Source organism: Kiloniella spongiae, from assembly GCF_001026905.1.
Lineage (GTDB): Bacteria > Pseudomonadota > Alphaproteobacteria > Kiloniellales > Kiloniellaceae > Kiloniella > Kiloniella spongiae.
The window spans coordinates 66,855-87,003 of the sequence record NZ_LAQL01000008.1; the positions used below are offsets into that span (position 1 = coordinate 66,855).

The window sequence follows — 20,149 nt, forward strand, 5'->3', positions numbered from 1 at the left end:
ATTTATGATACAATTGCAGCAACCTTTTCCTATTCATGCATAGAGAGGCCAAGTGATGCTCATTAGAATATCCGCTATATTTCTATCTCTTATTGGTTTCTTTATCATTGATGTCATCACGCCTTCTCAAGTAAAAGCATCAGACAACTGCACATCATTCAGCGGCAATGGTATTAATAATTGGTACCCCTTTGTGTATCGAAAAGATGATGGGCAGCTAACAGGCATCGTTGTTGACGGAACGCACGAAGCACTCAAGAGAATTGGCCTAAAACTTAACATCGTAAATGACAAGCCTTGGAAACGTATTCTCTATGACCTTGAACAGAGAAACGTTGATATGGTTCTCGGTGCCTATTGGAATAAAGAACGGGCCGCCCAATATCATTATTCAGAACAACTCGATACTGATGAGTTAAGGGTGTTTGTAAAAGATGGCAATCAATTCTCCCTCACCTCTCCTCAGGATCTCATTGGTCGCTCTGGCATGCGATTACTCGGCGGATCACTGGGCGACGAATTCGACACCTTTGCAAATAATTATCTGGATTTTATTGAAGTCCCCAAAAGCGACAGCATGGTTATCATGCTCCAGAATAATCGGGCTGACTACGGCATTCTTGGTTATATCGAAGGTCTTCAACATACCTACGCTCTTGATCTTGAAGAAACTATTGTTCCATTGGATATGCCTATTTTATCAAACACGATGCATGTCATGATCAATAAAGGTGCTGATTGCGCCCATCGGGTTAATGACATGAACAAAGCTATCCGGGAAATGAGAAATGATGGCACTCTGCAAAAAATTATTAATAACCATCTCAGCCTTATCAAACAATAAAACAAGTTAATCTACATGCTGCTCCAAACAGCAAACCTTCGCATTATTCTTCTCAAAAAAATGTATCCCTTCTGCGTATTCTAATTTACTCACCGCTTCTGCACATCTATAAGATTTCTAGTTAAGTACTCTGATTATTCTTTGCATTGTTTTGATCACAATAGTCTGCAAAGACACTATCTAATTATTCTCGACTTTTTGAAGGTGCAGTACGAATGACAGATGATATTAAAGCAAAGCTTGGTGAATATCGGGATAGCATTGATAATATTGATGCTGCTTTAATTTACATGTTGTCCGAACGCTTTAAGATTACAGAAAAAGTTGGTCTTTTTAAAAAAGAATACGACTTGCCCCCTGCTGATCCTTCAAGAGAGCAAAAGCAAATTGAGCGCCTACGAGAGCTCGCAAAATCAGCAAAGCTCGATCCTGATTTCTCTGAAAAATTTATCAATTTTGTTATAGAAGAAGTTATTCGTAATCATAAAAAAATCCGCAAGGGATAATCTCTGACAATATCTTTAATTTTGAGATCCATTTTTATGGTTCGTGCAACATTTGATCTTCCAAGATATCAAACCTCCACGACACGAAGAACTCTAAACCTGACCGATAACCCTGACCGATAACATAGTTTCCTTCTAATATATCTTCCACAAGGTCACCATTCTCCTTGAGGCATTATGTCGTATTGCCAATCGACTCTCATCTCTAAAATATCAAATATCCTTAAAAAGAGATTCTAGGCAATCGTATGCGCCCACCAGACAAAGATAGTGATTTCTATGACGCATATTTAAAAGAAATCACGACTGCAAAAGACAAAGAACAAACAACTTCTGATAATTCAAATCAAGCTATTGATACAACGGCAGTAAATCGTAGTACTTGGGGGCCTTTGGATGCACTTCCCGGGAATCCCATGATGTGGATCTTGATCATCAGCGAATTAATGGTCTTTGGTCTTTTACTTGCTGGGTATTGTATAAAATTTCTTGAGAACCCGGATCTCTTCGTTAATTCCCAGGCTGGCCTCAATCGCTTGATTGGTGGTATCAACACTCTCATTCTCATCACTAGTGGCTTATTCGCTGCTCTCGCTAACGAGACAAGCAGGGAAAATAAAACATATTCGTCCCGCTTTTTTTTATCCGTAACAGCGGTCTTTGGACTTCTTTTTCTGGTGTTAAAATTTTATGAGTACAGTGAAAAAGCCGCAATCGGAATTTCTATAGAGACCAATAGCTTTTATACCTTGTTTTACCTCATGACAGGTTTTCATGCCGCACATGTAATATTTGGTATATTACTTCTCGGATTGGTCGGCTTTTACAAAAGACATGAAAACATTCAAACAGCCTGTGCCTTTTGGCATATGGTAGATCTTATCTGGCTGATTCTATATCCAATTCTCTATTTGGTGAGATAGTCTATGCGCAACGCACCCTTAAAAAAACCAACACCCATATTTCGTCTTTTATTGACCTGGCTTCTCATGTCCGGATTAACAATGATCAGCATGCTCAGTGGTGATGTATTTGATACAAAGGAAATAGCAACACCAATTGGTTTTATTTCTGTCGGTATATTAATGCTGACAACACTGTTCAAATGCCGTTTGCTTTTACTTGATTTCCTGGAACTTCGTCACGTCGCTCCACAATGGAGACGTGGATTTTTTTTCGCGATCTTCATCATCACTGCAATGGTTTTAGCAACTTATGTATTAGCGTTTGGTATTTAATTACCTCTCAGCCTAATCTCCTTAGAAAAAAGCTTTCAATTAAACTCTAATGTACACCTTCATCCAGATAAGGCTCTGACGTAATACCACCGCCCGCCCTTTTTACGAAACAGGCTTTTTTCTCGCTGCTCATCGACAACACCATCCACAACAGATCGCGCGATAAACTCAACAAACCCCTCTTTATCAGATAACTGTCCTCGATTAGTGTCTACAATCTCCAGGCCAAGCCATCGGCTATCTTGTGCTCTGAGCAAGGTACCTATTTCATTAAAGGATTTCTGATACAGCGGCCACAGAGTAACCTTAAGGTAGCTAACATTCTGTTTGACATAAGCCGAATAGCGAGACCGCATCAACTCTTCCGCCGTTTCCGGCAGAGCTAACTCCATATGAAATCGACCACAACAAACCTCATATGTTTCGCCTGCCCCACAGGGGCACATTTCACTATCAACCATAAACGAATTAAACCTTAGATAATTACGCTAGCTGGCGGCTTAGCTGGCTAAGATTTTGTTCCTGCGCTTCACTCATCTGCCCCCCTTCGATCGTTGCAATATACGTAACCATCGTTAAGAGTTGCTTTTTTTCTTCAACATCCAAAGCTCGTCTTAGACCCCGGCTAAGGCGTCTGATGGCTTCATCAACATTTGCGGTCTGTTCCATCAACCATCGACTTTGTCCTGTAATTTCTACTGCCTCTTCTTCTGATGTATTAAAAACCCGTTTGCATTCTTCCTTGATAGCAACCAGTTGCTCCCGTGTATAGTCACCATCCATGCGGGCAAAAGCCGCAAGAATTGTCGCTGCAGCAACGCGATTATCTTCTATATTTTCAAGTGGATTAGCCTTGGTTTTCCGACTGTGGTTATAGCGCCGAACTGTCGATCGGATATCATCAACAGTTTCCACAACATCTCTGGCAGCTTTCGCAGCTGAACGAACACGCCAAATAAAAAAAGCAATTCCGCCCAGAACAGCAATAACACCTAATAGAATATGCATAGTTTATATCCGAACCCCCATGATCATAGATTAAACTATTTTAAATAATAAATTTATCACCTTTCTTTTAATATAGCGTTACGGTGAGACACAAGAACGTTTAAATCACATTTATCATAAAACCATGAGATGTATGACCTATAATTTCTATTTCTGCTCTGCTCGTTCGAAGCGGACCTTACAAATAAGCCCGTGCTCAATCTCGTATATGGCCAAAACATGCAAAGATAACCCATTCACCAAGCCTGTCACCTCTTCTTCATCAACAACAGCACGCCCTACTGCAATACGATTTAGAAGCTTTGCATGTAATCCCGGGTGACTGAACCGCTCTGCATAAGTCACCTTCAATGCAGATTTGCCGCGAAAGAGCACTTCATCATCAATAAGAAATTGCACCTCAACATCTTCACTAAAACAATCACAGAAAGCATCAAGATCGTGGTTGTTGTAGGCAGCGAGCTGTTTTTCTGCAAGTTCGACAGCTGTAAGAGTCATCACGGTCTTCCTTCTATTGCACAAATACAACATAGCAAAAGGGGCAGATATCATCTGCCCCTTTCATTAACTAAATACCTACTATAGAAAAATTACAAGCTTTAGCGTTGTCGCCAAGCCTGGGTTTTCTTTTCCATATATTTAGATACAAAAGCGTGAAGAATACGCGCAGCAGCATTTGTATAGAAAATCATCATTCCCATAGCTGCTGCCGGGGCAATATCACCAGCATCATCCATATTCAATACGGCAACCGATGCCAATTGAGTATGGTAGGAATATATGAAGACCACTGCCGATACTGTCGTCATCGCATTTACAAAGAGATAGATCGCAATTTCCAGAATAGCCGGTGAACACACTGGCACTGTTACTTTCAGGAACATTTTATAAAAAGGCTGTTGAAGAGATTGCGAGACGGATTCAAACTCTTTATCCATCTGTTTCAATGCTGTCATCGCCGTCAAGTGAGCTACCGTATAAAAGTGAGTAACCGTTGAAACGACAAGGATTGCCATTGTACCATAGATAAAGTTGAAAGGATTATCAGGATTATTAAAGAAGAAGATGTAGGACAAACCTAACACCATGCCAGGTACTGCCATAGGCATCATAGCAAGGAATTGAAATAGTGTTCTTCCTTGTTGGAAGCCACGTCCTTTTTCCACCATATAAGCCCCGGTGAACACAACTGTTGTCCCCACAGCCGCTGTCCAGAGAGCCATTTTAATGGAATTATAATAAGCGTCCCATCCGCCACCATCCATCAGATCAAAGTTATAATGCTGCAATCCGAGAGTAAGGTTATACGGCCAAAACTTAACCAAAGCAGCAAACTGGCAGGTTGCCAGAATTGTAACAATGATCAAGACAATCACGCTGGAATAGCTCATCATAAGGGCGTCAAAAGTCTTATCGGGTTTAGGCTCATAAGGAACTGCTCGTGCCGACAACTGGGCAACCTGCTTCTTTTGTACCTGGCGATCAATGAAGAAAGCAAAAATAGCAGGAACAAGAAGAACAACCGAAACTACAGCACCCATGGAAAAGTTTTGCTGGCCGATTACCTGTTTATAAATGTCAACGGCAAGAACGTTATACTGTCCGCCGATTACCTTTGGCACACCAAAATCTGTGATCACCAACGTGAACACAACGAAAGCAGCTGAAATCAGACCATAACGGGCACTTGGCAGTGTAACAGTCCAGAAAATTTTCCATTTTGGCGCACGTAAGACTGTTGCCGCTTCGTACAAACGTGCATCTGAAATCGACAAAGCTGTCATTATGATCAGAAGTGCGTGGGGAAAGGTAAAGAAAACTTCAGCAATCACAATCCCCAGCGGACCATAGATTGTCTCCCCAAACAAAAGCCATTTCATATAACCCTGTTTTCCGAACAGATAGATAAGTCCGATCCCCGGTAACAAAGACGGAACGAGAATAGGGATCATCGCCATAATCTTGAAAAATCCTTTGAACCGCATACATGATCGGGTCAAGGCATAAGCATAGATGAAAGCCAACGTAACAGTAATCACCATAGTGATGATCGAAATCGTTACTGAGTTTTCAATTGAATTGAAAAGTGCAGGCGTTGAAAAATATTTCAGATAATTTTCAAGGCCAATGAAAACGCCGTCTTTATTTTCAAAAGACTTTGAAAGCATCGTATATAGCGGAAAGGCCAGCGCAATCAGCAAATAGGCCCCGATCATTACCATAAAGGCGCGCATGGTCCAATCGTCACGACTTGCCTTAGGTTTTACCACTTTCAATGGCGTAGAATGTGTTATCTCCGCCATATCAATTTACTCCGGGAAAAACAGTCAAACGATCCTGAGGAATAGAAACGGTTATGGTATCACCGACTTTCACACCCGTACGCCGGACCATGTTAATAGAAAAATCACCTTTGATGTGGGCTTCGCTATTGGTTTGTTTACTCAACAGATCAACACGGAAGAAGGCCCCCATAAACTCCATATACTTAACCTCAGCCTCAAACGCGTTTGGAAGCTTGTCATCACCTTCTTGGACCAAAAGGTTTTCTGGACGGAAGGCAACGGTGATATTTCCCCGCTCGGTGATATTCTCTGCATCGCATTTAAGCTCAACGTTGCCCATCTTAAGAATATCTCCTCCATTCGCTTGCCCCGGAACAAAGTTCATTGTCCCAATGAAGTCAGCAACAAATGCGGATGCCGGATTTCGATAGATTTCAAGCGGTGTTCCCACCTGTTCAATAACGCCATCATTCATGACAACAATACGATCAGCCATTGTCAGGGCTTCTTCCTGATCGTGTGTCACCATAACTGTCGTCACACCAAGTGTGCGTTGCAATTCTTTGATTTCATGACGAAGGTGCGCGCGCACCTTAGCATCCAATGCAGATAAAGGCTCATCAAGCAATAGCAAACCAGGATTGGTCGCAATCGCCCTGGCCAGTGCAATACGCTGTTGCTGTCCGCCTGATAACTGCGCCGGATACTTATCGGCTTGTGATGTAAGGCCAACGAGTTCGAGAAGCTCATTAACCCGGTTATTAATATCAGCTTTTGGCAGTTTTCTATTTTCCAACCCGAAGGCAATATTTTTATGGATCGTCAGGTTCGGAAACAACGCATAGGATTGGAATACAATACCAAAATCACGCTCGCTAGGCGGAAGAGAAGAAACATCATTCCCTGCCTGCGTTACAGTACCAAAGGTCTGAATATCCAGACCAGCGATAGCCCGTAACAGTGTCGTCTTTCCGCAACCGGATGGACCTAGAAAGCAAACAAATTCACCTTCGTAGATTTCCAACGAAATATCAGATAACGCCGTAAAGCTACCAAACTGTTTTGTTAAATTAGATGTTGTCAGATAGGGCTTTTGCCCATTCCCTGTTTCGACCCGGGTATCAGCAGTATTTGCGCTCATTGCCATTCCTCTCAAGCGGCAAAACGGCACAGTTTGTCCTGTGCTCTTTTGCAACAGCTTAATTGCATCAGTGTTGATAATTCTGCGGTGCGAAACGGGGTAAAATTTCAGGGCGCAGCCCAAAGCACAAAATACCCCGTAACATCCTGATTATCGTGTTATATTTTTATCACTGATGGTTCTTTTTAACTGTAAATCATCGTGTGAGTTTGAGAATAAAAAATATCGCAAACTCTAACACTTATTTGATCGTTGAAACCCCGCCCTTTGATATACCAAAGGGCGGAATTATCATCTCACTTTATGACTTAAATCTGATTAGTTTTTAGGCTCAGATTTAGAATCATAACGATCAGTCCATTCAGCCAGGATAGCATCGCGATTGTTCGCAGACCATTCAAAGTCCATCGCAATCATGCTGTCCGTGATGTTCTCAGGATAGTTTTCAATTGGCTTGGAAATTCCTGGCATCGCAACAACAGCATAACCTTGGTTATAATGTTCCATCGCTGGCTTGGAAACGATGAAGTCCATCAGTTTTTTAGCTGCATCAAGTTTCTTGGTCCCTTTAACAATCGCCGCGGCTTCCATTTCCCAACCCACGCCTTCTGAAGGCATTACGATTTCCAAAGGAGCACCTTGGTTCTTGGATTTTGCAGCACGGAAAGCAAAAGAAATTCCAATTGGCACTTCACCAGCAGCAGCTTGTTTGCATGGCTTTGAACCAGAGTGTGTATAGTGGCTGATGTTTTCATGAAGATCATCCATGAATGCCCAACCATCTTCTTCGCCAAACATCTGCAACCAGCTGGCAACATCCAGGAATCCTGTTCCAGATGATCCAGGATTTGGCATTGCAATATGGCCTTTATATTCAGGCTTTGTCAGATCTGCCCAGGATGTTGGCATTGGAAGATTATTTGCTTCCGCCTCGATTGTATTCACACAAACAGCAGCAACCCAAGCATCCATTCCTGCCCAAACAGGATTGTCTGAATTATCGCGGAAACGGCTATCCAACTGATCAACACCAGCAGGCGCATAAGTTTCAAACATACCCTCTTTTTTCATCAAAAGAAGACTGGAACCAGCAAGTCCCCAAACGACATCAGCCTGTGGGTTATCTTTTTCAGCCAAAAGCTTGGCAGTAACAACACCAGTAGAATCACGTACCCAATTAACTGTGATATCTGGGTTTACTTCGTTAAAAGCAGCGGCATAACGCTTAAGATCTTCAGCTTCTACAGCGGTATAAACGGTTAGATCTTCAGCAGATACACTGCCCGTCAAAAAGCCAATAGCGGCCAAAGTAGTGGCAACGCCACCAAGCAGTTTAGTCGAAAATGCTTTTTTCATTACTTTCATGCTCCTCAATGTGATCGTCAAAGGGCTTCTCCCTTCGACATCCCTATTCGGTTTTATGTACCGTGCCGTCTATAGCGACACTTTGTTACATTTTTGCTAAGTCTTTGTTACTCAAAAACTTTAATTGAACATCCGTCCAAACTCAACTTCTCTAGAAGAGAAATCAAGGCTCTTTCAAACTGAGGACATCCTGCCAATAGCATCCTCAATTCACCGGCTATGCCGGATTACGTGCTCGCCTTTGTAGAACGGCGCTCGGAATGAGGCCGTACACGAAGACGACTTTCGTGTAATTCACCACTGGCATCCAAAATGGGGTAAGCAACAGATGTCAGATGTGAATTAATACGCTTTAAATCTCTGATCATATCAATATGTAACGCAGATGATTCTATTGATTCAACGCGACCTTCCCGAAGTCGATCGAGATGCTTGTCACCGCCACTTTGTTCCATATCTCTGAATTTTTCTTTATCAGCAATAAGCTGTCGTGCGATATCCACATCGCCGGATACAAATGCCGTCATCGCCAGTTGCATTTGATCTAACGCCATGCGGTGTAATTCCACCAGTTCGATCCAACCTTGTTCAGAAAATTCAATTCGTTTTTTGATTTTTTGGTTAGCTATTTCCAAAAGGTTTTTATCAATAATATCCCCAATGTGTTCAAGATTGGTTGTAAAGGAAATCAGCTCGACACACCTGGCGCTCGTGTCTTCATCCAATTCACTTATACTCACCTGAGTAAGGTACAATTTGATCGCTTCGTGAAGTTCATCAACCTGATCATCGGATTTGCTAACTTCTTGCAAAAGAGCAGGATCATTTGTCTCGAAGACATCAATACACTTACGAAGCATTTCTTCGACAATATCTGCCAAGCGTAATACTTCGCGCGTTGCACAAGCCACGGCAACCGTTGGGGTATTGATAACACTCTCATCAAGGTATTTTGGCTTAAAGTTGTCTTCTGACCCTGCACCTTCGGGTAAAGCACGTTCCATTAAACGGGACATCACCCCGACAAGGGGAAGGAAAACAATAGCAAGCCCAATATTAAAAATTGTGTGAAAATTAGCGACTTGACGACCAGCATCTGCTCCGCTCAAATCTGCAACATAGGGGGTTATTATACTCATCATTGGTAACAAGATGAGAACGCCAGCAAAGCGAAACAACATATTCCCCATAGGAATACGGCGTGCCGTCGGCGTTTCTGACATTGTTAAAGCCATTGGTACAATACCCGCGCCAACATTTGCCCCCAATACCAAAACCAAAGCCAAATCAGCAGTTACAACACCAGCTACACTCAACGACATTATCAGTAAAACCATCGCAACTGACGAGTGGGTGATCCAGGTAATCAATGCTGCTAAAATCACGGCAAACAATGGCGCTTCGGATAAAGCAGCCAGAATGTTTTGAAGAACAAGGCTGTCTCGCATAGGCTCAGAAGCTGCGACAACGAGCTTGAGAGACAATAACATCAATCCCAGGCCGATGAACACACGACCCAGATGACGTAATGTCATCGTTGGTCTGGTCGTAAAACAAATAAAACCTGTCAGAATCAATACGGGTGAAAGCCACGAAATATCGAGAGAGAGTATTTGCACAACCAGCGTTGACCCGACATCTGCTCCTAGCATTACAGCCAAGGCAGGTGCGATTGCAATGAGCCCTTTTCCAGCAAAAGCTACAGCAAGCAAAGCCGTTGCTGTCGAGCTTTGCAGGATGCCGGCCATGCCGATTCCCATTCCAAATGATGATAGCGTTGTTTTTGTTGCCGATCCTAAGACACGGCGTAGCTGACTACCATACGCACGCAACACTCCTGTGCGTACCATTCTTGTCGCCCATAATAAAAGAGCAACTCCACCAGCTATTTTTAACAAAAGGTCAAAACCAGACACGCTTATACTTACCTCATTGAATAAATTATATTTCGTTTACAGAATACTAATCACGAATACGATCCTGCCGATATAGATACTGACAAGATATCTTATTCCAGAATTAGCATTTGTAACTTTAAGCTCCTCTATCAGACAAGTTCAATTTCACAAAAGTGTCACATTAACGAAATATTTTGATAACAATAAATTGTGGTATTAACAACAAAATAACAACATGTTTTGACAATTATACTGCACTTTTCTAACATAAATACTTTTATGGTTGTATTTTTATTGCCAACAACACCTAATACGAAGTTCTTTTAATATTGTGCCGCGTTCTATCGCATTCATCAAATCGATATTACAAATAAATTTCATAGGCAAAATCGATAAAAAGATTAATTAGGCACACCAAATTACCGTAAAGAACATATTAAGCGAAAAACTAACGCCAACTAATCCATTAAAGTTCAAGCCATAAACAAAGACGAGCCCCTTGCACAACAAGAAGGCTCGCAATTCAATATGACACTTTCAGGAATAACCTTAAAGCATTGGACCTGGCGTTTCCAAAGCATGCTCCAATAGCCCTTTGGTTACGTACTCAAATGCCTCATCCATAGAATCTGTAACGAGGTAAAGATCCAAGTCTTCCTCACTAATTGTCCCAAATTCACAAAGTGCTTCAAAATTGACCACTTTGTTCCAATAATCAGATCCATAAAGAACAATCGGCATTTTCTTTTTGATTTTTTGCGTCTGGATCAGCGTCAACAACTCACAAAACTCATCAAGTGTGCCAAAACCACCAGGCATTACCAACACCGCTTTTGCGAGATAAATAAACCAAAATTTCCGCATAAAGAAATAGTGGAACTCTAGGGCTAATTCACGGGTAATGTAAGGGTTTTCACTCTGCTCAAAGGGTAAAGAAATATTCAACCCGACATTAATGCCTTTTCCTTCCGAAGCTCCTCTGTTTGCTGCTTCCATAATGCCAGGGCCACCGCCGGTGCAGACAACAAACCGACGCTCATCATCAGTCAAAGTTTTGGACCATTCGGTAAAACGACGTGCAAGCTCTCGAGTTTCCTCGTAATAACGAGATACTTTCATCATCTGTTCGGCTTTACGCAATCCATTTCCTGTGCGCTTAGCCTCAGCCATTGCGGCCTTTGCCTCTTCTTCAGATTTTATACGTGCCGATCCAAAAAAGACGATAGTGTCCTCTACATTAAATTTCTCAAACCGGTTCTGAGGACCAAAATATTCAGAAAGAATTCTAAGAGGCCTTGCATCCCCTGAGTCCATAAAGTCGTCATCGTGATAAAACTTCGGAATATCATACGGATTATCGTCCATGTAGTACCTTTCAATAACACTGATAAATATAAATCTTCCTCATAAATACATGAGAACAAAGTTACTTTTATATAAATAACATCATCATTTTACAGATCAGCTTATTAAGCAAAAATTTAAATTTAGAATATTTTACGAAAGAAATTCAGGCTTAACAGCTTACAGCTGATCTTTTTTCCAGGCGTCATACAGTTTACGCCCTAGTTTTCGCAACGCACTGTTAACCTGAACCTGATGACTGTCATTCACAGAGCTATACAATCCCCCACCACGCCATAATTCAACACGCCCTGAAAGTTCTTGTTGAGTCGCCGGATTATAGTAGCGCGTATTGGCATAAAGGGTTACCTCAACATTGCTAACACAGTTTATCTCTTCAAATACAACCGTAGTAACTCGTGTATGAAGCCAATAAGAAGATGAATTACTTAACCGAATATCACCTTCAGGAATACTCCCCAATAACGCTCGCTCAAAAGCTTCTCTCGTTAAGCCACATTGTTTACCGTAATGCCCCAAAGGAGAAACATTCAGTTTTATTTCCTGCACGCCTGTCAAAGGCCTTGCATTTGCGGCTCCAGCCCAAGCCGAAAGACATAATCCCAAGCACAAAACAGCCAAGCTCGCTAACTTAGTCATTCCAATCTCCTTACCCGATCCGTTTGATACCAAACATATCACACTTGAACTTCACTCATTTATGTTACTCCATACTATCAATAGCAAATATGTCTCTATCAAGACCAAACACTCATCAAAATTCTTATAAACAGGAAAAGAATGCTTATAATTCAAAAAATAGAGATATTTTTTCTTTATGAACACAATTACTTACCTGTCATTAACCATTTATCTTTACTTTAAAAAATCAAAGCCTTCTGTCGCAGAAGGTATGTCGGAACCTAGGACAGATGGGGGTCGTGATTATCACTCACCCACAGGAGTATTTATGCCATACGTATCACGATCAGATGATGGGAAAATAATTGGAATCCATCAGGAAAAAACCGACACTGCGAATGAATTCCTAGAAGCAGATGACCCTGAACTTGTTTCATTTCTTATACAAATGGGGCAACAACCGGACGGTAAGCAGGGAGAAATCCATCAGGAGCTTGCGGCCTCTGACCTAGAAATGATCCGTGTTCTTGAAGATCTGATCACGACATTGATTGATAAAAGGGTCCTGATGATGACAGATCTGCCCAAAGCTGCCCAAAGAAAACTATCAAAACGCTATGCACTGCGAAGCAAACTAACAGATCTTGGTGGGATTGTCGGGCAAAACGAGGAAATCATGTTACCGTAAATTTTTCAAAGTCAGCATCTACAGAGTATTGAACCTTGATATCTCACATGGACAAATACCTAAGCTCCTCTTGTTGAGGTTTACGAAAGACTAATATAATAAGAGGATTATGCCTAAACCCATTTTCCCAGTGAACTTTGCAGATCAAGCCCCTAAAGCGCGTATCGTGCAATACAACAAAAAGCGCTATTCGATACGACTAGAGCCCGTTTTTTGGCGTGCTTTGGAAATGGTCGCGAACGATCATGATCTTAAAGTTGGCAAATTCATAGGCAAACTAGAAACTATCTACCAAGGTCATAATTTCTCCTCGTTTCTGAGAGTTTTTTGCATGATATCTGCAGAGCGTCATCTAGCCGCGGCAGAAACAGATACAAACAAAGACACCCTATTATCAATCATCAATGCCAGCCCCAGTCCTGCAGCTCTGATGGCTCAGGATATGACAATCATATCAAGTAATAGTGCTTTTTATAACTGGATTGGTGAAGACAAATATGCTTTGGAAGGCTCTAGCATCAACAAACTTTTCCAACTAAGGACTAGGGGACTACTTCAGGACAATCTAAAAGAACTCTTAACAGCACAGATTCCGCATATTGATGCGCGAATAATCAGGATGATTCCTGGAAAAGTTATAACAGCTCAGGCCCGAATAGTGCGAGCAAGTTTGCCCAACCAAAAAAAACAACATCTTGTTATATGGATTGCTAGTGCACCACGCATTACCCCCCCCAAACCAAGCTAAGTTATCTGTCGAATATTTTTATGTATACGGCTTAAAAGCATAGGTAATTCGGCGTTAAAATTTAGAACTCACCCTTTAGAAACAGAAAATTACATTCCTGTCTGGATCGTAACTTCGCCTTCACTGTACAGCGTCAAACCGCTTGCAAAATTGTAGACATTCAATCCTGTCACATCTACACCAGAAGCAGTTACATGAGAGTTGGCAACACCACAGGAAACGAGTAGTTCTCCAGCTTCTAAATATATCTGATTACCTTCAGCAGCAAACAGAACAACAGCACCGGATTCATCAGGCAAAAGATCATCAAGATGAAGTGAAACAACTTCAATCTGATCATCATAAATCGTCTCAAATGCAGAATAGAAGACATAATCATCCGAAGCCAAAGGCTCCAGATTGTTCTTCACGGCACCAACAGCCGTATGATCTTTAATGTTGGCACTCATTTCTACTCGCAAGCTTTTATCAAGATAAATCTATATCGCGTATTCTGCTATATATAGCAATTTTTAAAAATAACAACTCACTTTTGCCATACCAAGGACAAAATTAAGTAAACGAATATTATGACACAAACTTTATACCTTCACACCAAAGAAAACTAAGAAAAGAAGGCATATCAATCGATAATTCTCAACACAAAAAAGGACGCCAAAGGCGCCCTTTCTAATACGTATCTCTTACAGAGATTAATCAATCAGACCATCAGCCCAAGATTCATGCTCAACGTTTGCCTGTTCAGGTGCCTGAACATCAAGACTAGCCATTAACTGACCGCTAAGAGCAAGAATACGATAAGAAGCGAGTTGCTCATTCGTCATTGCAGAAATCAACTGTCCACGAGATGTGAAAAGCTCATTTTCAGCGTCAAGCACATCAAGCAATGTACGCTGAGCAACATCAAACTGATCACGATAAGAGTCGCGTGTTTCTGTATTGTATTGAACAGAAGATGCCAGATCAGTTACAGACTGGCGATTAGCTTCCAAGGCAAACCATGACTGACGCATTTCACGTTGTGCATCAACAACAGAGCTATAACGCTGATTTTTACTTTCAGACAGACGAGCCAAAGCTTCCTGTCTCGCAGCGCGATCAATACCACCGCGGAAAAGGTTCCAACGCAAACGAAGCATTACAGAGTTATTCTGTTCATATGAACCAGGTGTCGCATCAAACTCATCGCGATGCTCACTAGAAGCTTCCAAGTTCACAGTTGGATAGAACGGAACTTCTGAAAGCTCAACATCAGCCTCAGCAGTACGAACATCTGCTTCAAAAATACGAATTGTTGGGTTGCTGTTTACAGCCAGATCAACAGCTTCATCCAAGCCACCAGGCAATTCAGTAGCGAATGCCTCTGGAGAATTTAAATCTTCAGGGAAGTGGCCAACGATACGTGTATAGTTAGCTTCCGCATCACGTAAATCATTATAAGTTGTTGTCAGAGTGTTTCTAGCACGTGAGGAACGAGCTTCAGATTGAGAAACATCCGCACGGCTTCCACCACCGCCTGAGAGACGTTCTTGCAGATTCGCAACAATATCAATGTGAATCTGCAGATTATTCTTAGCCAATTCCAGCAATTCACGCTGCCTTAGAACCTCAAGATATGCGCCAATAGCATCAAGGGCAAGAAATTCAGCATTCTCACGAACACGGTTAGCCGCAGATTCTACCCGAGCTTTCTCACGCTCAACAGTCGCGCCAGCTTCAAAGCCGTCAAAAATGCGTTGTTGGACTGTAACAGAAACATCTGACGGGTTAATCACGTCATGCTTACCAGTTCCACCAGCAGCACGTGATGTTGAATCATCATTGCTTTCGATCCCGGCACCGGCAGACAAATCAATCTGAGGAAGATAAAGACCACGAGCCTGACGTAGTTCTTCGTCAACAGCTTCACGATTGTGAGCAACAACCCCGATATCTGGGTTTGTAGCTAGTGCCTGAGTAATTGCTTCCTGCAATGTAACCGCATGTGCAGAAGACATAGCTGGCATTGCAAACGCACTAGCAAGAAGTACGCTCTTAAAGCTTACTGCCAAAGTTTTACCAAACTGGCGCATTGGTATTTTTCCCCCGATGCTTCCCCGTGTTCATTGTAGAATCACAGGCAAAATAAAATGACTATTCATAACCAACAAATAGAATACTGTGCTCCTTTTACAATTCACTGGCCTTGAATGTCAAGAATCCAATAGCAAATACGGCCATTTAAGTCAGCCTGTTGCAAAAAAACCACATACACATTCCTCACTTATAAAACGTATGTTAGGGCAAGCCGCACCTCAACCATAGAAAGATATAAGCAAAAAATCTTTTGTTCGGGGAAAAGTTATCTCAAAACCCAAACATCTTCAAGTTTGAATTGTGGCTTTTCATTAATTTTTCACACCCTATCCGTGTTTGTTTTCGCAACCCTGTTATTTCAGTGGATACAATTTTTCAACAAGCCTTACTAAAGGATAACGCAACTTTGTACGAAAAAAGATATCTGATCTTTTTCATTACCTCGCCCCATAAGATCATCCACGAGTTCAACAACCCAGAAAGCACAAAAAAAACCAACCAATTATCATACAAACAAAAAGCTAAAACCATTGAATGCGATCCCAAAATCGCGACAGAAAGCAAAATTGTTAGAGATTATTAATCAAGCCTCAAAGCGGCTCATCAATATACGCATAGATAAGATATAAAGAGGGTTAAATACACCCTAATATATTTCTATATTTCAAAATTTGGGGAAGTTTAAGATGGTGCCCAGAGGTGGATTTGAACCACCGACACGCGGATTTTCAGTCCGCTGCTCTACCAACTGAGCTATCTGGGCACCGTGGGCTTGCCAAACTTGTTGGCCGCCGATGAAGGGCTTATAGAAAATGATTGAGGCTCTGTCCAGCCCTATTACAAAGAAAATGCAAAAAAAGAGATTTTTGTCATATTTACAAGCTCTTAATTACATAATTTCGTCATCATCGCTACTGCCTACAGGGCTTTCTTCGGTCGGAATCCGATAGCCACCGTCAAGCCACCGGTTCAAATCAACATCAGCACAGCGTTTTGAACAAAATGGCTTATACTTCTCATCATTTTCTCCACGACAAACCGGGCACATCTGTTTGCTAACCTTTTTCACGCTACTCACTTCTTTTTCAGGCATTTTCTTTCACATATACTTCTTATTCAAACACAACAATATCATCAGAAGTCCAGACAGGACTTTCACACAAACTAATTTGACGACCAGTCTTTTCCTCAACATAACTCAAAGCAGCACAAGAGCCTAAAAACTGTACAATACGTGGCGAGGCAATAATTTTTGTTTTCGTTTCCCTTTGATGAATACTATCAGACCAAAATTGTCTTAAAGCTCCCAAACCAATAATAAAAGGTGATTTTTCCTGCCCCAACCCACCAATACCAATTGGCCTAAGCAATAAATCCAGTAAACTTAACCCAGCTCTTTTTCTGGTTAATTCCTGTATACCCGTCATATAAAGCGGTAGTAACTTATGACCGACGAAATCTTCTTTCAGTATCTCCTTAAACTTCGCCTGAAGCTTCTTTCTGTGATCAACGGATTTCATATAAGGAAAATCAATCATAACTCGACCAGCAATATTTCTTAATTTGAGCTGCCGACCGATTTCCTCTACAGCCTCAAGATTAAGTTGATAGTGAAGTATCTCAGGTCCACCATTATGCTGCATGGTTCCTTTGTTTACATCAATAGCAGTAAACGTTCTCCCCTGCTCAATAAGCAAGCTCCCACCGGAAGGAAGAGGAACCTCCACACCTAACAACTGATCGATTTGCTCTTCGATACCAGCATACTCAAAAAGATCCGGTCTTCCGGCTAAGTGGCTAACGACAGGATACCCTTCTTTTATTTCTGTCTGATATTTTTTGATTTCTTGTGCAATCCCCGCATCGGTTACAACAATGCAGTCAATTTCTTTTTGCTGCCTTAAAATCCATTCGCGTAATCTGTCGATTGTTTTAAGGGCCTGTACTTTAGCAGGAAGATTTTCGTGAGCTTTAGCCTTTAGACGTACCCCTTTATCATCAAAAGCCTCTCTCGCACCTTCCACACACAAATAACTACCTTCACTGAGTTTCCCACCACCTAGGGTCTTGGGTATATCTTGGAGGGGCAGAAATCCGTGTTGTTTTAATCCAATATCAACAAAAGCTGCCCCAAGCCCTTTATCTATTGCCGTAACGCGACCTACGTATTGATTACCAACGATTTGCGGGGCATCAGAGCGCAAGATCAACAGATCTTCCAAGCGATCCTCCTCCACACGCGCCGCACGGATTAAACCCGGAAGAAAATCTATATAGATTTCATTGCTCATGAAGCGTTAAAAACCATTTCCAACCAGCATATTCGTCACCTCGGGCAATGACAGTCCGACAACATTAGTGTAAGAGCCACTAATCCAGGGGATAAATGCTGCTGCACCGCCCTGAATAGCATAGCCCCCTGCTTTGCCCTGCCAATCACCTGATGAAATATAAGCATCAATTTCGCTTTGATGCAGACGTTTGAATTTTACAGCTGTTGTCACAACCTTTTTTCTGACGTCTCCGTTTGGCAACACGAGAACATGTCCGGTCAAAACACGGTGTCGCCGCCCAGATAACAATGCCAAGCAGTCTCGGGCATCAATCTCATCTTCTGCCTTTGGTAAAATTCGCCGCCCAACAGCAACAACAGTGTCAGCAGCGAGAACAAAAGCACCATCATGTTTAGTCGCAACCAATGCAGCTTTTTCAAATGAAATTCGCTTTGCATAGTCCAGCGGCAACTCACGATTCTTCGGCGTTTCGTCAATATCCGCAGGCTCAATGACATCAGGTATTAAACCTAATTGCCCCAACAAATCACGCCGACGGGGCGAACCGGATGCCAAAACAAAAGGAGCTGAAGACTGTCGTGTAACAAGATTCATAGATCAATCATTTCATTCAAAAAGCACAGAACACTGCAATAGATCTCTCAAAAGTAGGACACATAAACGGTTTCTGCACAAAACACCCCTGCTAGATAGCAAAATTCCTGGTTGCAAACAACGTCCTTAGCCAAACATGCTTAATGATCTAGAACCAGCAAAATAACTTTACTGATTAAAGGGAAATGCTAAGCTTTCTTACCTATTTATATGTCATTAGTTTTGTTTGTTACTCTTGGGGGGAAGGAAGCGACAAGTATGTCCGTTCGCTTTGCATCCATTTTACTGAGCATAATAATTCTTAGTTTTCCAGCAAAAGCTGAGAAGCTTGTTCTTGCCTGCAACGAATGGAAACCGCTGGTCGATGCAACGCAAAAAAACCAAGGTCTTTTTGTGGATATCCTAAAAACAGCCGGGAAACGCGTCGGTTACGATATAGAACACCAGATACTCCCCTGGAACCGATTAGTTACATTAACGAAAATTGGCGGGATAGATGGCATCTCCTGCTCTACCTTTGTCGCAGAACACCAGAGTTGGATTACCTATACTCAACAGGCCTTTTGGGTCACAGAAGTTGGATTGTTTGTTCGCAAAGACAGTAACATAAAACTCAATCAGCTAATCGATTTAAAGAAACATACTTTTGGTGCCCTCAAAGGAGGCTCCTACACAAAAGTATTACAAGGCCTCATTGATGAAGATATAAAACTCATCCCTTACCCGCGGGAAATTAACGGCATGAAAATGCTGATTGAAAAGCGTTTCGATATTCTTTTTACTGGGAATGTACTTGGAAATTATATTTTACAAACAGAAAATCTCGATCAAGCAGATACTGTCGTTTATCTCGAGACCTTATTCTTAGAAGACATTCATCCGGCGATCAGCACCACGCGCATTGACGCAACTTTGATTACAGAACGATTGAGTAAAGGCTATAAACTTATAAAAGCTGATGGAACTCTCGAGGCTCTTTTTAAAAAGCACAATCTCTACCCAACATCCTACAATGTGAAGCTAACAAACTAACGTTACAAGTTGGGCTTCAAGTCCAACGTAAACCTTGCTTCAATCTTCTTTTTCAAAAAATCACGAACCTGGCGATATGATTCCAGCCTTGTTTCCCGACTACCTTCTATAAGTGTCGGGTCAAAGGTATGCCAGAATTCGACATCACATGCCATTGTGCGTGTCATTTCAACGGCAGAATGCTGTGCTTCTGGCGAAAGGCTGATGATAAGATCGAATGAACTATCTTCCAGGTCGGTAAAATTTTTGGCGCGATGCTTTGAAATATCAATACCAATTTCATCCATCACCTCAATAACAAAACCATCAATCTCTTGAGATCGCACCCCGACAGAGTCCACAAAGATCTTGTGACCGAGTAAATGTTTTAAAATGCCTTCTGCCATCGGCGACCGCACAGCGTTATGCGTGCAGGCAATAAGAACTGCGTCAGGAAGATCGCTCAA

Annotated in this window: 22 protein-coding genes and 1 tRNA gene; 7 read left to right on the forward strand and 16 right to left on the reverse strand. The window is 41.9% G+C overall.

Going from position 1 to position 20,149, the window contains the following annotated elements; genetic code table 11:
* The first annotated feature begins 55 nt into the window (after positions 1-55).
* The 4 genes from WH96_RS13095 to WH96_RS13110 all read left to right on the forward strand — a co-directional run bounded on the left by WH96_RS13095 (position 56) and on the right by WH96_RS13110 (position 2,588).
* The gene (locus tag WH96_RS13095) at positions 56-844 is read left to right on the forward strand and encodes a substrate-binding periplasmic protein (RefSeq protein WP_047764656.1); all 789 of its coding nucleotides are present in this window, start codon (positions 56-58) and stop codon (positions 842-844) included.
* A 215-nt stretch (positions 845-1,059) separates the two neighbouring features.
* Positions 1,060-1,350, forward strand: a complete 291-nt coding sequence (locus WH96_RS13100; protein ID WP_046509581.1) for a chorismate mutase — start codon at positions 1,060-1,062, stop codon at positions 1,348-1,350.
* A 248-nt stretch (positions 1,351-1,598) separates the two neighbouring features.
* The gene (locus WH96_RS13105; protein ID WP_082130482.1) at positions 1,599-2,273 is read left to right on the forward strand and encodes a cytochrome c oxidase subunit 3 family protein; all 675 of its coding nucleotides are present in this window, start codon (positions 1,599-1,601) and stop codon (positions 2,271-2,273) included.
* A gap of 3 nt (positions 2,274-2,276) precedes the next feature.
* On the forward strand, positions 2,277-2,588 hold the full coding sequence (locus tag WH96_RS13110) for a cytochrome C oxidase subunit IV family protein (RefSeq protein WP_047764657.1): 312 nt from the start codon (positions 2,277-2,279) through the stop codon (positions 2,586-2,588).
* 59 nt (positions 2,589-2,647) lie between these two features.
* On the opposite strand, the gene WH96_RS13115 is transcribed toward WH96_RS13110, so the two are convergent.
* The 9 genes from WH96_RS13115 to WH96_RS13155 form a co-directional block, all read right to left on the reverse strand.
* On the reverse strand, positions 2,648-3,049 hold the full coding sequence (locus tag WH96_RS13115; protein WP_047764658.1) for a YchJ family protein: 402 nt from the start codon (positions 3,047-3,049) through the stop codon (positions 2,648-2,650).
* 22 nt (positions 3,050-3,071) lie between these two features.
* Positions 3,072-3,596: a TerB family tellurite resistance protein gene (locus tag WH96_RS13120; protein WP_047764659.1), complete on the reverse strand. Its 525-nt coding sequence runs from the start codon at positions 3,594-3,596 to the stop codon at positions 3,072-3,074.
* Positions 3,597-3,743: 147 nt separating this feature from the next.
* Entirely contained in the window at positions 3,744-4,094 is a 351-nt protein-coding gene (locus WH96_RS13125; RefSeq protein WP_047764660.1) for a nuclear transport factor 2 family protein, read from the reverse strand.
* A 101-nt stretch (positions 4,095-4,195) separates the two neighbouring features.
* Positions 4,196-5,899 (reverse strand): putative 2-aminoethylphosphonate ABC transporter permease subunit, encoded by a 1,704-nt coding sequence (locus tag WH96_RS13130; protein ID WP_047764661.1) that lies wholly within the window; start codon positions 5,897-5,899, stop codon positions 4,196-4,198.
* A 1-nt stretch (position 5,900) separates the two neighbouring features.
* Positions 5,901-7,022, reverse strand: a complete 1,122-nt coding sequence (locus WH96_RS13135; RefSeq protein WP_047764662.1) for a putative 2-aminoethylphosphonate ABC transporter ATP-binding protein — start codon at positions 7,020-7,022, stop codon at positions 5,901-5,903.
* A gap of 318 nt (positions 7,023-7,340) precedes the next feature.
* Positions 7,341-8,378, reverse strand: a complete 1,038-nt coding sequence (locus WH96_RS13140) for a putative 2-aminoethylphosphonate ABC transporter substrate-binding protein (protein WP_047764663.1) — start codon at positions 8,376-8,378, stop codon at positions 7,341-7,343.
* 236 nt (positions 8,379-8,614) lie between these two features.
* A complete protein-coding gene (locus WH96_RS13145; protein WP_047764664.1) occupies positions 8,615-10,303 on the reverse strand; it encodes a Na/Pi cotransporter family protein in 1,689 nt (562 codons plus the stop codon).
* Between the two features lie 531 nt (positions 10,304-10,834).
* Entirely contained in the window at positions 10,835-11,650 is an 816-nt protein-coding gene (locus tag WH96_RS13150) for an LOG family protein (RefSeq protein ID WP_047764665.1), read from the reverse strand.
* Between the two features lie 159 nt (positions 11,651-11,809).
* Positions 11,810-12,289: a hypothetical protein gene (locus WH96_RS13155; RefSeq protein ID WP_047764666.1), complete on the reverse strand. Its 480-nt coding sequence runs from the start codon at positions 12,287-12,289 to the stop codon at positions 11,810-11,812.
* 310 nt (positions 12,290-12,599) lie between these two features.
* On the opposite strand from WH96_RS13155, the gene WH96_RS13160 reads away from it, so the two are divergent.
* Complete coding sequence (locus WH96_RS13160) at positions 12,600-12,959, forward strand: hypothetical protein (RefSeq protein ID WP_047764861.1); 360 nt, start codon at positions 12,600-12,602, stop codon at positions 12,957-12,959.
* Positions 12,960-13,068: 109 nt separating this feature from the next.
* A complete protein-coding gene (locus tag WH96_RS13165) occupies positions 13,069-13,707 on the forward strand; it encodes a ribbon-helix-helix domain-containing protein (protein WP_047764667.1) in 639 nt (212 codons plus the stop codon).
* 89 nt (positions 13,708-13,796) lie between these two features.
* Here the strand turns inward: WH96_RS13165 and WH96_RS13170 are convergent, their stop codons facing one another.
* The 6 genes from WH96_RS13170 to WH96_RS13200 all read right to left on the reverse strand — a co-directional run bounded on the left by WH96_RS13170 (position 13,797) and on the right by WH96_RS13200 (position 18,671).
* Complete coding sequence (locus WH96_RS13170; protein WP_047764668.1) at positions 13,797-14,156, reverse strand: hypothetical protein; 360 nt, start codon at positions 14,154-14,156, stop codon at positions 13,797-13,799.
* 243 nt (positions 14,157-14,399) lie between these two features.
* Positions 14,400-15,779 carry a TolC family outer membrane protein gene (locus WH96_RS13175; protein ID WP_047764669.1) on the reverse strand — a complete coding sequence of 460 codons (1,380 nt, stop codon included), beginning with the start codon at positions 15,777-15,779 and terminating at the stop codon, positions 14,400-14,402.
* 691 nt (positions 15,780-16,470) lie between these two features.
* Positions 16,471-16,546: transfer RNA gene (locus WH96_RS13185), tRNA-Phe, on the reverse strand.
* Positions 16,547-16,672: 126 nt separating this feature from the next.
* Complete coding sequence (locus WH96_RS13190; RefSeq protein ID WP_342667243.1) at positions 16,673-16,852, reverse strand: DNA gyrase inhibitor YacG; 180 nt, start codon at positions 16,850-16,852, stop codon at positions 16,673-16,675.
* Positions 16,853-16,895: 43 nt separating this feature from the next.
* Positions 16,896-18,074, reverse strand: coding sequence for a ribonuclease E/G (locus WH96_RS13195; protein ID WP_047764672.1), 1,179 nt, complete (start codon positions 18,072-18,074; stop codon positions 16,896-16,898).
* Between the two features lie 6 nt (positions 18,075-18,080).
* Entirely contained in the window at positions 18,081-18,671 is a 591-nt protein-coding gene (locus WH96_RS13200) for a Maf family protein (protein ID WP_047764673.1), read from the reverse strand.
* A gap of 258 nt (positions 18,672-18,929) precedes the next feature.
* Between WH96_RS13200 and WH96_RS13205 the strand changes: the two genes are divergently transcribed.
* Positions 18,930-19,703: a substrate-binding periplasmic protein gene (locus WH96_RS13205; RefSeq protein WP_047764674.1), complete on the forward strand. Its 774-nt coding sequence runs from the start codon at positions 18,930-18,932 to the stop codon at positions 19,701-19,703.
* 2 nt (positions 19,704-19,705) lie between these two features.
* On the opposite strand, the gene WH96_RS13210 is transcribed toward WH96_RS13205, so the two are convergent.
* Positions 19,706-20,149: an arsenate-mycothiol transferase ArsC gene (locus WH96_RS13210; protein WP_047764675.1), complete on the reverse strand. Its 444-nt coding sequence runs from the start codon at positions 20,147-20,149 to the stop codon at positions 19,706-19,708.